At 34.2% G+C, this 14,113-nt stretch carries 14 protein-coding genes; 13 read left to right on the top strand and 1 reads right to left on the bottom strand.

Features of this window, described 5'->3' with window-relative positions; all coding sequences use genetic code 11:
* The 12 genes from K0R77_RS11675 to K0R77_RS11730 form a co-directional block, all read left to right on the top strand.
* Positions 1-712 (top strand): phage baseplate assembly protein V (locus K0R77_RS11675; protein WP_300352419.1); only part of this gene is annotated, 712 nt, incomplete at its 5' end.
* Positions 713-714: 2 nt separating this feature from the next.
* A complete protein-coding gene (locus K0R77_RS11680) occupies positions 715-885 on the top strand; it encodes a hypothetical protein (protein WP_300352420.1) in 171 nt (56 codons plus the stop codon).
* Positions 872-1,924, top strand: a complete 1,053-nt coding sequence (locus K0R77_RS11685) for a DUF2931 family protein (protein ID WP_300352422.1) — start codon at positions 872-874, stop codon at positions 1,922-1,924. Before K0R77_RS11680 ends, K0R77_RS11685 begins: the two co-directional genes overlap by 14 nt.
* 34 nt (positions 1,925-1,958) lie before the next feature.
* Entirely contained in the window at positions 1,959-3,374 is a 1,416-nt protein-coding gene (locus K0R77_RS11690) for a DUF2235 domain-containing protein (protein ID WP_300352423.1), read from the top strand.
* Between the two features lie 76 nt (positions 3,375-3,450).
* A complete protein-coding gene (locus K0R77_RS11695) occupies positions 3,451-4,494 on the top strand; it encodes a hypothetical protein (protein WP_300352425.1) in 1,044 nt (347 codons plus the stop codon).
* Between the two features lie 10 nt (positions 4,495-4,504).
* On the top strand, positions 4,505-5,551 hold the full coding sequence (locus K0R77_RS11700; protein WP_300352427.1) for a hypothetical protein: 1,047 nt from the start codon (positions 4,505-4,507) through the stop codon (positions 5,549-5,551).
* 3 nt (positions 5,552-5,554) lie between these two features.
* Positions 5,555-6,061, top strand: coding sequence for a DUF4280 domain-containing protein (locus K0R77_RS11705; protein WP_300352429.1), 507 nt, complete (start codon positions 5,555-5,557; stop codon positions 6,059-6,061).
* A gap of 1 nt (position 6,062) precedes the next feature.
* Positions 6,063-9,005 (top strand): OmpA family protein, encoded by a 2,943-nt coding sequence (locus K0R77_RS11710; RefSeq protein ID WP_300352431.1) that lies wholly within the window; start codon positions 6,063-6,065, stop codon positions 9,003-9,005.
* A gap of 1 nt (position 9,006) precedes the next feature.
* On the top strand, positions 9,007-9,903 hold the full coding sequence (locus tag K0R77_RS11715) for a WG repeat-containing protein (RefSeq protein WP_300352433.1): 897 nt from the start codon (positions 9,007-9,009) through the stop codon (positions 9,901-9,903).
* A 10-nt stretch (positions 9,904-9,913) separates the two neighbouring features.
* Positions 9,914-10,921, top strand: coding sequence for a hypothetical protein (locus K0R77_RS11720; RefSeq protein ID WP_300352435.1), 1,008 nt, complete (start codon positions 9,914-9,916; stop codon positions 10,919-10,921).
* Between the two features lie 145 nt (positions 10,922-11,066).
* Positions 11,067-11,828 (top strand): hypothetical protein, encoded by a 762-nt coding sequence (locus K0R77_RS11725; protein ID WP_300352436.1) that lies wholly within the window; start codon positions 11,067-11,069, stop codon positions 11,826-11,828.
* A gap of 164 nt (positions 11,829-11,992) precedes the next feature.
* On the top strand, positions 11,993-12,322 hold the full coding sequence (locus K0R77_RS11730; RefSeq protein ID WP_300352438.1) for a hypothetical protein: 330 nt from the start codon (positions 11,993-11,995) through the stop codon (positions 12,320-12,322).
* A 33-nt stretch (positions 12,323-12,355) separates the two neighbouring features.
* On the opposite strand, the gene deoD is transcribed toward K0R77_RS11730, so the two are convergent.
* The gene (gene deoD, locus K0R77_RS11735) at positions 12,356-13,066 is read right to left on the bottom strand and encodes a purine-nucleoside phosphorylase (protein ID WP_300352439.1); all 711 of its coding nucleotides are present in this window, start codon (positions 13,064-13,066) and stop codon (positions 12,356-12,358) included.
* A gap of 341 nt (positions 13,067-13,407) precedes the next feature.
* Between deoD and K0R77_RS11740 the strand changes: the two genes are divergently transcribed.
* Positions 13,408-14,049, top strand: a complete 642-nt coding sequence (locus K0R77_RS11740) for a hypothetical protein (RefSeq protein WP_300352441.1) — start codon at positions 13,408-13,410, stop codon at positions 14,047-14,049.
* Positions 14,050-14,113 lie beyond the last annotated feature (64 nt).

A 14,113-nucleotide genomic window follows, 5' to 3' on the forward strand; every position in this document is an offset into this window, starting at 1 on the left:
GGATCCTGAAGGACAGGGCAGGGTACAGGTGAGATTTGACTGGCAGACGAATGATACAACACATTTCATCAGAATGATGAGCCCCGATGCGGGCGGAACGGATCAGATCACTCAAAACCGAGGTTATGTAGCAATCCCAGAAGTTGGAGATCAGGTGATGGTTAATTTTGTGCACAATCATCCGGATCGACCGTTTGTGATGGGAGGGATGTTCCATGGCGGAATCGGTTTAGGCGGAGGAATGAACAACCGTGTGAAATCGATTCAGACGAGAAGTGGAATCAGGATTTTGATGAATGATGAAGAAGGTAGTGTCAAGATTTTAGATCCGAGCGGAAATAGCATTTTCATGGATGGAAAAGGTAACATTTCAATGAATGCTCCCAAGAATTTTACACTCAATGCCGGTGATAATATTAATATTACTGCAGGAAAAGAAATATCGATTGATGCCGGAGCGAGTATTACAAGTTCGGCAAACGACAATATCATATCTACAGCAGGAACCGATATAGTGCAAACCGCATCGGGTGACATCAGAGAAACTTCTGATACAAGATCTGAAATGGTAGAGAAAGAGTTTTTCCGTCAGTCTGAAACTTCAAATGAAATAGCGGGAGAAATATCAATGTTTAGCGAACTGGAAAATATGACGATGCAGAGCGGAAAAATCGTTGAATTCAACAGTGCAGAAAAATCAAAATTGTTTTAATCATGGCGATCAGAAAAATAGCAAAAAACATTATTGTAAAAGTGAACGATACTTACAATTTAAGCGTTGGGAGGAAGGCTGAAAAGATTGCACAAAAAATTAATACAGAGGCTACCAAAGGAAATCTCGTAATAGCAAGCAATAAGAAAATATTGTCTCATGGGAATAAGTAGACCGAAAGCTATTATTTTCTTTATTTTATATGGTTTTTCGCTATTAAGTTGTCAAAATAAAAAAATGGAAGAAAAATACAGTTGGCTGGGAACCATCTCTGCACCACAGGAATATCCTATGGAAATTTATAACGGAAGCATTATCGCCAACGATTTTACTTACGGATTTGATGCCATCTGGGGAACACAGAATACGGGCTGGGGAAATGAAGGCGGTACTATGAGTGTAGAAACTCAACAGATGGAAATTCCTCACAGGTTAGAGTTTACTTGGTATTCTCTGGTCGAAAGAAAATTTTTCACCGGGAAATGGAATTTAGATCAGGAAAATATAAGTAAGCTTTTTAAAGAAGGTTTCGTAGATCAGGACACTCAGAAAAAAACGACCTACACTAATTTTATTGTAGGGTTAGCTCCCAAAGGAAGAGTGGTATTGTGGATCAACGGACCGGGAAACCAAAGAGAAGTAGGTGTTTTTCAGGCTCATGATACTATTATAACTCAGGAAAATGCATACGAAAATGCAAAATATATGTTGAAAGAAGGTTTTGCAGACCGTATGCTGAATGACCCGTCTTATGAAACATTCAAGCCTGAAATAAAAGCAAGAATAGAAAAAGAAGGTTATCCTTCGCCGGAAATCTACGATGCTTTCAGAGAAAAATACAACTGGAAGCCCGTCGTTTTACTTCCTGAAGGCGGAGAATTGATTGATTTCGGATTTAATAATTACAATGGTGAGCAGGAAAATCTTTTTGGTGAAAGCCTAAAAGATAATACCTATAAAAAAAGAGCCGTTCCGAAATTTTGTGGTTTTTACTGGCTAGACAAAAACAAAAACAGATATGCCGTGTGGATCGACTCTTTTGACGAAAAAGAAATTTTTGAACTTTTTCAAAAATCAGGAAAAGAAAAGAATATAGATCTTACGATTAAAATTAATAATGACAATTCCGCTGCAACTGTATCATTAAAGAATGGAAATGAGGAGCTACCTGTCACAAAAGCTAAAATCAGACTATCTCGGAAAATAGAATAAACTTATTCTTATTCAATAATTTAAAATAAGAAATATGCACAATAATAAATTTGGAGATTATACGCCGGAAATAACCAAAGAGGAAGTCTTAGACATCACTCTCGGGATGTTTTTTGACGGAACGTTAAATAATAAAACCAATACCATAGAAAGAAGAAACCAAACGGCAGACTATAAAAAAAATGGAGGATCTCCTACGGATAATAACAGTTATAATAATGACTGGAGTAATGTAGCCCGTTTGTGGGATAATTATGACAAAAATTATGGCATCTACATAGAAGGAATTGGTACCGAAGATAAAGAAGAAGATTCTATGTTGGGATATGCTTTCGGAACAGGTGATACCGGAATTCGTGGAAAGGTGAGAAAAGGGTGTGAAGAAATCGTGAAAAAAGTAAAAAACATCAAAAATGCAAAAAAAGCAGATAAGATAGCAGTTCTTACTTTTGATGTTTTTGGTTTTAGCCGTGGAGCTGCTGCTGCACGAAACTTTGTACATGAAATAGGAAAATCAAAATATAAAGCACAAGTCTCTACAGTTTCACATGAAGGAATGACCGTTACATCACTTTCTGACAGTGATGGTACCGGTGTAGAGGCCGAAGAACTTCCGAAATGGGGACATCTTGGATTGAAATTACAGGAAGCAGGACTGAAAGTGGATGTGCTGAAAGTAAGATTTTTAGGAATCTATGATACAGTTTCATCTTACTCAAAAAACTTTTCTGCTAAGCCCAATTTTCATAATGATGTTGAGGAGTTGAGCCTGAATGATATAGGTAAATCGAAAACCATTATTCATTTTGTTGCAGAAAACGAACACAGGGAAAATTTTGACCTTACAAATGTGAATGTAGGTACAGAAAAAATATTTCCCGGCGTACACTGCGACGTGGGTGGAGCTTATGAAGACGGACAGGAGACTTGGGAGGAAATTGAAACTTCTTGGACGACCAGTGAAAAATTAAAAACATTAAGAAGCCAACTGATAGCAGATGGATGGTATAAAGAAGAACAGCTTACGATTTCTCCCGGCTTTTATTTGGCATTAAAGGGAACCCGTGATCTGGTAAAAAGATACAGCTACATTCCTTTGCATTTTATGGCAGAATATGGTGTTCAGAAAACGGTTCCTCTTACCATAAAAAAAATGACCGATGAAAAATATTCTGTCTCATCTGATCCTTTGCTTGTGAGAGTAAAAGATCGACTGAGATCTTATGCAATGGGGAATGGCAAACAATATGTATTTAAGAGATATAAAGAAATAGAGACCACTTACGGTGGAGCATCTATACCAGAACAGAAATATGCAGATTACCAAAGAGAGATGAAAGAGCAGGATGACCTGAGAATCCTCAGAAACAAATATCTGCACTGGTCTGCAAGAAGAGAGGGAATAGGAATGGATCCAACATCTGATAGAGTAAGAGTTTTACATAAATAATAAAACCGTTACCCTCAGAATTCTTACGAATAATTTAAAATCATACCCATCATTAATGGAATGCTGAAGAGTTTTTATGCAGAAATTTAACAAACATATCGTCCGGAAAGATGAGAGCTTAAAAAGTATAGCTTCTCTGTACAATTTATCAGATGATGCTTTAAAGATATTTCATAATAATCATTGTGAAGTTAAAGATATGATTCTGATAGGTATCAATGGGCATAAAGAACTTTTTATTCCAAGAACAGCCGCAGCAGACAAAAACAAAGTGGTGAAATTCGACCACGGGAACAGACTGGTTTTTCAACCTGAAAATTGGTTCTGTAATTACGGTGTAATCATTACGATCGAGAATGAAAATCACAAAAATGAACTGAAATACAATACCTCGGTACGATGGCTGAAAACAGAACATAAACTGCATTTTTTTGAAGTTGACAGAATCTCAAATTTATATTTGAATGAAGAAGAAGTGAATGAAATTGCAGATATGCTCGCATATAAAACATCAAAAGTTTTATACCCTTTACAGATAAGTGTAGATGAGCACGGTAAATTTTACGATGTTGAGAATCTTTCGGTTTTTAAAGAAAGATGGGTAAATGTAAAAGATGAAATATATAAAGAGTTTGAAGGAGAAACGGTAGATCAATACTGTCAAAAAATTGAAGAAATAATAAATGAACCCAACGTTATTAATCTTTACTTAAAAAATGATTATTTCGTACGGACTTTATTTTTTGGAATTTATAGAAAATTTGATCTGGATTATCATTCGGAAATTACAGAAACCTTTCCGGTTGTTGATAATACAGTTGAACCTCAGTATAAAATCAGCCTTGAAGTAGACCCTCTGAAAGATGACGACAGCCTTATCAATATTCAGGGAGAAGGAAAATTGAATGATGAGAGAAATGTCTTTGATTTTATCAATAAAGCACCATTCTCAACGACTATTGAAGATCATCCTATGATGAATCAGGAAGGTGATTTTAGATTGATGTATTATTTAAATGGCGAAACTTTTCTTGCAGAATCGCTGTACTTGGAATGTGATATACAGCTTGAACAAAGAAAAAAAATATCTGTAGCAATCTCATCTCTAGAAGAAAATTAAAATTATAAAAATGAAAATTAAACTGAATCATAAATTTCTAATACTGGTTTTCGTATCATGCTTCGGCCTTTATTTTGGGCAAAAGGTAGAATTTACAGTACCAAAAAGCATTGAGATACTACAAAATACCATTTTTGATTTTAAAAATGATTTTACGAAAGATGAGCCCAAAGCTGCGGCGGCAGGAGATAACGAATTTTCTACTACAGTAGATCTGTATGATTTAAAGTATGATACTGATAATAAAAATCCATATCTGAGCTTAGGACTAAAAAAAGGTGCTAAACCCAAACAGTTTATTCAGAAAGCAATTTGGAATGTAACGATGAAAAAAGTTTCTGCTAAAAGCACGAAAGTAAGCGTTTTTCTGGAAGAAGTGACTCCAGATAGCTGGTCTAAAAAAGATGTTGATTTGAAACTCACAAAATCAACGGGGAAGGTTGAAAATGAAATTAAAGAATTTCTTCTGAAAAGCAAAACCAAAGAACCTTCAAAAGAAACAGCAAATGCCGAAATTGATCCTGATGCAGAAGCCCAGACAACAGTTCTGGCAGAAGCTCAGGTTGCAGAATTTGAGGCAAAAAACGCTCAGAAAAAAGTAACATCAAAATACTTACAGAATCTTTTTAGCAAAAAACAGTTTATCAGTCTCCCGACATCTGCTGATTATATTACCAAACTGTTAAAGACAGATCCCAGTCAGTTAAATTGTGAAAGCTGCAAAAACGGAAAATATTATAATTGGGATTTTGAAGATTTCAACATGATTTATGCAAACATGACGAGTGGTGAAGAATATTATGCGATTCAGTATTACGGTGAAAATGGCGTTGCAGGACTGCCTTATGGATTGGTGTTTAATGATAGTTCTCCGTCAGAATGTAAAGCTAAATTTGCGAGGTACAATGCACAGCTTTATCAAACAACTGTGAGTGTAGATGAAAACTCATCAAAAGCTTTAACGGTGGTGACCTTCAAGATAAATGCTTCCTTTGTTCGGTTAGAATTTGGGAATCAATATTTAACCAGACTTGTAATTTCAAATAAAGAATTTTAGGCCATGGCAGAAAAACATATTGTAGTGCAGGGTGCTATGTGCAAATGTCAGTTCGGACAGCTTCCGGACAAGCTCAAAGTGCTTTCGCATCAAAAAGAGTATGCAAATGATAAAAGTGCATCAAAAAAACTGATTGTAACCACCAAAGAGATCGGGGCTGCAACATTTGAAAAAAACACTTTCGGAAACTGTACAAAGATGGGAGTTCCGCCGCCGCCATGTAAGGTTATGATTACCGAGTGGCAGAATTTCTATGAAAAAGTACAGCTGAGCAACAGTGGGTATATCATTTTAGAAGACAGCAAAGCCGTTTGTGCAATTGCAGGAACTCCGTGTATTGAAATTATAGATCATGGTCAAAGAGCTGAAGCAAGTCAGCAGAACTTTAAAAATGCAGATCCGGATGTACAACAACAGATCAATCCGTTGGTAAATTCTGAAAGTATGCACAAGAAAGAAATGGTATATGATACTTCGGGAGATGCAACCAAACAAACTCTAAACTATTGAAATGGGAAAAGGAGTAAACAAGATCGATATAGCCACAAGTGAGGTCAACGCAAAGGTATTAAGCCGATCAGGAAACCGCATTTGTGTAGAAGCCGGCAAACTCATATGGTTTAAAGTTTCTGAGTGGATGTCAGGAACTACAGATCCTGATAAAAAGAAAGGGACCATCTGGATACGGCAGGACTATACGAGAAAAATGATTATCAATAAAAAACAGATCGGGCCTAGTCAGGTATACGGTTATGCTTTTAAAAAAAAGGAATGTGGAGCCTCAGCATATTATTATATTGAAGCCACTCTTTTCGGTAACAGAGATACTAAAAATAATACAGGGCTGTATGTAAAAGGATTTTCCCCGGCTTTACTGGTCAGCAGCAAATGGTGTTTACAAAATGACGGAGCAGATCAACGTGACCATAAATTTTCATTTGGTGAGAATGTTTTTCTGGGGTTAGAAACAGAAGGTTTGAATCAGCAGACGCTTACCATAGAAGTATATCGCCTCAATAGTGAAGTTACTTTTGGTAAAGTTGCAGATCGTGTGTTTGACGGAAATTATGACCCTACAAAAGATGATGCCCAAACCAAAGTATTTCAGAAGCAGGCCCAAGTTATTGATGGAGAAGTCAACACAGAGTTTACCATTCAGCCATCCTGGAAAAAAGGAACTGAGGACAACTTCTTTTATATTAAAGTAAAAGACGGGAACAATTATATACAAGACAGCAAAAAACAGATCATCCACGGAAGATATCTGAAAGTCAAGAACAATGTTGTTCCCATAAAACAAAATATGGTAAAGCTGACCAACAACGCTCCGGTAAAAGTGGGTGCGGCTGATAAAGATGTTAAAGTAAATCACCTTTGCACCTTCAGGCAGATCAATATAGATGATAATGGTGAGACTTTCGAGGTTTTTAAAGAAGGGCAGACTACTTTCAAAAAAACGTCTCCCGTAGTACAGTATACGACAGCTAAAGTTCATTTTAATTATGATAAATCCGATATCCGTCCCGAAGCTCGTGATACTTTAGAATACCTGCTCGACTTTTTGCTTTACAACCAGCATTTGGATATGACCCTTTCCGGACATGCCGATGACAGAGGAACGTTAGATTACAATCAGGCACTTTCTGAAAGAAGAGCGCAGTCAGTAAAAGATTTTTTTGCAAAAGGAGGTTTAGATAAAAACAGAATCAAAACAAGAGGTTATGGAGAGGTAAGTCCTATAGCTTCCGGAAAAACAGAAGAAGCCTACAAGAAAAACCGAAGGGTAGAGATCGAATTCAGCTATATAGAATACAATCAGAATGCACTTTTTTATGAAATGATTGCACCGGATGCAAATAAAATAAAGGAGATTACTGTAAATGTTTTAAACCGATCAGATAAAGGTTGCTTTAGAAAAGAAAAACATAATAAAAATATAATCTATATCAATGAAACAGGAGGTAAAGGCGTTATTCCAAAAAATGGAAATAGTGTAAAACAAATTGTTTTTTCCCAACAGTCTGGTTTTCCTAAAAATTATGCATTGCTATTGGCGAAATTTTTGAATCCCTTTTCAACAATTTATTATCAGTTTGCATTTCATATCAACAGTTGTGCTTATTATGCCGACAAAGATAAGGCAACATTGGAAGTAAGAGTTTATCCGGATGTGGTGTGGATTGGGCATTTTCAGTATAATTACAAAGAAAGCGGAACGTATTTCTTTCATGAGAAAAACTTTGACTTGGAAATAGGAATCAGTGATGTGATTGACGAAATTACAAATAGTACTTTATTTAAAATAAGTAAGATCTTACCTTCTCAATGGATCCAGGAATATGTAGTATTGCCCTATATCAAAAAACAGGCGATGGACTATTCTTATGGTATTCATACGATTCATAACCGAACATTGGAGAAAGCAGGCGAATCTCTTTCTCTAGTGGGCACGCAGACTAATCTTATTAAGCAGACTCTTTATACAAAATATGTTGCAGCTGCCGTTATTTATGGTTTTGTAGTGGTCGGAATTATTATAGATTTACTAATGATCTACCTTACAAGAGGAAAAAACCTTCAGGGTAGAATGCTGAAATTGGCCAGAGCAGTAAAAGGAGCCAAAAGAATTTTAAAAACAATGGAAGATGCCGGAGCAGAACTCATTCCGCCATCAATAGCCATCAATGCAGGGATGTATTACCAAAAACAAAAAAATGGTAAGCTCGCTTTGGTGTATGAAGCTAATATTAGTGCAAAACCGGTTGTAGCAGTTAATTTTAAAAGAGAATTTGACCTTTTGGACTTGTTGAAAAAAGGAATAGAAAGTATTCAGGGTGCGAAACATCCAAAAGATAAAGAGACTAAAGCCAAACTTACTGAGGCTAAAAAGAATAATACTAAAATCACAGAATACTTTGAAAGTCTCAAAAAAAATATTCAAATTAAGGGAGCGTTTGATGCTGTTGGGGAATTAATATTTGAACAAAATATTCAGTTTAATTTTTTAACAAATAGTCATACTTTTATAGACAAAATCGGAAATTTAGCGCAGACTGCGAAAAATGAAATAACGATTAAAGATCAGGTTAAATTTAATGCTACTGTTAACGGACAGTTTAAAAAAGAATTTGATTTCTTCAGGTTACAGACAAAAGTAGAAGGAAAAGTAGAAATAAACTTAAAGGGTGGGGCTGGTCTTAAATTGCAGTATGGCGTAGATATGGCAGGAAAAAATAATAAAAATGCAAAAGCAAAAGGATTATATGTTATTCCGTCTATATTTTGTTCAGGAGTAGAAGGTACTTATTTAGGAAGCCTGAAAGTGTCAAATGTTCTTACAGAAATACTTGATATGGCTGATTTTTCTACTAATGAAGGAAATCCTATGCCGTTTGTTTTAATTGAGCCTTTTGAGGTTCCATTATTTGAAATACAATTATTTAAAGAAAAATAAAATGAAAAAGATAATAATATTTTCACTTACAATAGGTAGTCTTTACAGTTGTTCTCAGAAAAAAGAAAATACATTTGCAGAAGATGCGACTGTTCAGAATAAGGACACTATTATAAACGGGTTAGTCATTAATAATTACAAAGAAAAGGGACTGTATAAAACATTTAAAAATGCTGACAATAAATATGGAATATCGGACGCCAAAGGAAATGTTATTGTAGAAGCTACTTATGACGGGCTTGAAAAACGAAGCGACTTTTATTATATGTCTCACAATGCAAATAAACCGGATGCTCTTGTCTGGTTGGATGTTCAAAACAAAAAGCTTATAGTTCTTCCTGATTATATAGATCATCATTTAAATATAAAGGAAAACATTGATGTAGTTGTTGATAAAAACCAAAAAATGGGAGTAATTGCTGACGGGAAAAAAGTTCTGATGCCTTTTCAATATGAGAGTATTGAAAAAATGGGCAATAAATATTTTGCAAAACAAAATGGTAAAAGTAGTATAGATGTTTTTGATCAAAATTTGAAAAAAAATATCCTCCCTTTCAATTTGAAAGATGCTGTTTTGTTATCAGATAAAGAAAATTTAATTACAGCTACCAATGATAAAGATAAGGTGGGTATCATCAATTCAGATCTGAAATTATTGGCTCCTTTTGAGTATTCAAGCATTGTGCCTTATACCTATGATAATCATTATTTTATAGTATCTAAAAGAGATGCTGATGATAAACCTTTATTTGGTATTATGGATGATCAATTTAAAATTGCTGTTCCTGTGACTTATACCTCTATAGACGAAAGTGATAATGAGGAAAAAAAACTTGAAGTAACCAAAGATAATGTAAGCAAAACAGTAGATTTCAGGGATTTTATTACTAAAAAATAAAAGGTGTAATATGAAATCTTTAATCATACTATCATCATTATTAATCGGGATCCAAAGTTGTTCGCAAAAAACAGAAAACATGGTCAATCAAAATTCAACGATAACTGCAGACAATATAGCAGATGAAATTTCCAAACAGGTAAAGCATTATCCTTCTGAGAAAATATATACTCTTGGCTATTCCAATGATAAGTGTTATTTTGAGATGTTCGTAGACGGAATTAAACTTACAAAAGCATTTAACAAAGTTTTGGGTAATACAGCTGTAGAAATTAATCATGTTCTTTTCAAAAGTGGAAAACATACTATTTCCTATAAAATGTATCCTCTTGGGAAATCTAAAGAATATGAGGCTGTTTTCAATACACTTGTAGAAGATACAGATCTTGATTTTGATTTAAAATCTTACGATCTTAAAAATGAAAAGGCCCCGGATACAGATTATATGACCTATTCTCTTCCTAAAAAGAAAGAGGAAATTGCAAAAGGATATAGTAAAGAAAAATTTGTTGGAGCAGGAAAAACATTTTATGAAGGTAGTTTTGAGGTTAATATAGATGTTCCCTATCACTCGGAATCACCATTTGAAAATGCTGTGGATCTGCGAAAAATGAATAAAAATGAACTTGAAGCTAAATTATTAAAGAAATATAAAGAAGTTTGGAGTATTTATCAAAATAAAGAATATGACAATATTGCAAGGCTGGAATATAATTCCTTAAAAGATTTATATGTTTCTACTTATGAAAGTAAAGAAGTGATTAATAAGAATATTAACATCCTTTTTACAGAAATGTATAAAAGCTCTACCTTCAAAATGCAGCCGATAGAAAAATATAAATTAGAATTTTTTGCCGATGGGAAATTAGCAGCGTTGATGCTTGATACAGAAGATAACAGATTACGAGGCAATACATCTTTATGGGCTACTGTAAACTACGATGGTGGCACCCGCGGAATATTTCTGAATCGATATTTTTACATTCCTCAAGGAGAAACGGAGTTTCAGGTTTATTAATCGTGTATGAAAGAGCACTGGTTTTTTCTGGTCCCTTCCACAAGTAATTATAAATCTGTTCTCGTAAATAGTATATTTTGAATATGAATTACAGGAACCGAGGAAAAAATACAGGCCATGACATCTTTTTGGCTCAAACAAACAGATGGATAAACCAAAACTGGCAGTTCAGGACATGAACTATCTCTTGAACAGAAATTATGATGAGTTGATTACCGATAAAAATCCTCCTGTGGATCTGGTAAAATGTTGTAACATGAATTTATTTGAAAATTATATTCCATTGTTTTTGAATGAATGGAAGGAAAAATACCGGGAAATTTTGATTGATGAGCATTTAAAAAGTTTAAGTGAAAATATTCAGAAATTTAAAGATCAAAATTTAGATTGGGATTTACCTTTTTTTAATGAAGAACTCAAAATCAACCGCGATGAAAGTTTTAATACATTCATCAGTATTTTCGACTCTCAAAGTTCAGATCAATTTAAAGCAGAACAATTGCAGGAAATTCCTTTCGAAAATTGGTTAAATATTTTAGGACAAAGATTAACTTCTGCAAGTATTCGTGATGAAAAGGCAATTCCGCCACTTAAAAATACGTTGATTGATGTATGTCGGAAGCCTTTTAATGATGAAATTACGGTTGCTCAAAGAGCCTGGGAAAAACATCTCGGAAGAATGGATGATCAATTTTGGGGTGAGCTTAAGGGAAATAACCAACAGAAACAGCAAAAAGTAATGGAAAAAATCAATTACATTCTCGACAATAAAACATGGTGGAACGTATTTTTTCATTACAAGCACGAACTTGTCTACGAAGTAAGAGAAAAAGGAGGGCACGGAATCCGATGGAGCCATGGCGGAGCTCAGCTTATCGGTTTTCTGGAAACTTTTATTAATGAATAAAAATATTCCTTCCTAGGGACATACGTATTATGGAGATAATTTGCTGGTAAAAAATAATTGCGGTTTATGGTATTTCAGAATCAGTGCTTGTTTTTGACTTACCAACACAATTTCTTTTGGTTTTTGAATCGGTTGGAGATTTAAATTCTTAAAATAAGTTTTTTATGAAAAATATTTACAATAAAAGTTTATTCAGAGCGGGAGAATATGGTAAAATTTCTCAATATTTACAAAAATATGGAAATAAGAAATGGAGAAGAACTGAAAAGTCAGAAATCAAAGATCATCTCAGTGAAACAATTAAATTTTTTAAACAAAGAAAAAAAAGAAGAAAATTAATCTGGGTTAAAATCACAAGAGAAATTAACGGAAGAGCAGATTCTGATTATAGAAGTTTTTATTCTCAAAAATCTTTTGAAAGCTCAATAAGAAGAGCACATATAACAAGATATTTTTTAATAAACAATAAAATAAAAAAGAGCTCTACAGATTAATGTAAAGCTCTTTTTTATAAATTATATTGACAATTAAATTACTTTCAAAGCCGATTCCAAAGCCAGTTCGATCATTGGTTTCAGTGCTTTTTCTCTTTCGTCAGCCGAAATAAATTCTTTTGTAGGAATAATATCAGAGACAGTCAGAATAGTAGCTGCATTTTTACCTAAATGTTTAGCATTGGCAAACAATCCGAATGCTTCCATTTCTACTGCAGGACAATTATATTTTGTTGCGATGGCAGGAACTGCAGGATCTTTTCTGTAAAAAATATCACTGCTGTGAATGTTGGTTGCTTTTGTCTTTAAAGATAATTCTTCAGCAGTTTGGTTGATAATATCAAAGATATTTCCCTGGTGAGAAAGCAATTCTTCTTCAAACCCCCATGCGTATTTTGCATAAGTACTTTCGCTGGCTGCATTTTCTACATTTAAAAGATCAAATAATTTTACGTCACTCGAATATCCGCCGCAAGTTCCGATTCTGATGATCGTTTCAACTTCATATTCTGTGTACAGCTCAAAAGAATAAATCCCGATGCTCGGAAAGCCCATTCCGCTTGCTCCCACAGAGATTTCTTTGCCTTTATAAAGACCTGTGTAGTAAAAAATTCCTCTGGTCTGGCTTACTAATTTGGCATTTTCAAGAAAATTCTCAGCAATATATTTGGCACGTAGCGGATCTCCCGGTTGCAATACAACTTTAGCAATTTCTCCTTTTTTTGCACTGATGTGGATACTCATAATTTTTTATTTGAATGAGCAAAGATAACAAATATGTGAAAAGTGAATTCGTTGTGCTTTTGAATTTTTTTAGGAGCTATTTCCCGCTTTCCGTTGCAATCTTTTTTTTCAAAAAAGGATTTTCACTTCAATCGGGGCTAGGATTTTTGTCGTTCTTATTCAATGAATCTCAATGAATTCAACGCTCTCTTTGTCATCCTGAAAGGATCTCAACAACATAATTCAAAAACTTAGTATAGATTCTTTGAGGATCACGGCTGGGAATACAACGTAATTTAAATTAACAATTAACTTACGAGGCAAAATTGACAATTCACAAATAATATTTTTATTTTTGTTAGATGATGAAAAACCAATCCCCATTTTTAGATACTTTATTTTTGCTTCGGAAAGAGGAATGCATTACCATTTTCACAGATCTTCATGAAATCTCAAAAAATGAAGAACAGGATGCTGCAGATTATTTTGAGTCCGAATTTGAAAAAGAGAGATTAGAATTTTTGTCTGATCAGATCAGTTGTGATCAAAAAACTGCAGTTTGGGCGGCAAAAGTTTTGTATCACAGCGCACAATTATATTTGATCCGAAAAGATACAGCAAAAGATCTGGAAAAATTAATTCCGCAATTTATCGGTAAAAGAGATGTTTCTTCCTTATTATCTGCAGATTTATCGTTAAGATTTTTACCACAGATTATTTCTTCTTTACAAATCGCTGATCCGGAAGATCCGTTAATAAAAATACTTGAAAATATTTTGCAGCAGTTTCATTATTCAGGAATTGGTTTTGATCTGGATCTCGAAAAAATCAATTGGGAAGAAGAGTTAAAAGACAAAACATACCGAAAATTATATCTCGAAAGAATTGTAGAAAAGAAAGCTTACAACTTAGCTGAAATTCCATACATCAATCAACTCTTGATGGCAGAATTTGGAATGTATAAAGATATTTTTTGGAGAGAATTAAAAATAATAGAAAACTAACCTCTGTATTTCTTAGCTGAGTGAAACGCCTTTGCGGACGAAAAAATATGCAGAATAATATTAA

This window comes from Chryseobacterium sp. (assembly GCF_029240215.1).
Classification (GTDB): domain Bacteria; phylum Bacteroidota; class Bacteroidia; order Flavobacteriales; family Weeksellaceae; genus Chryseobacterium.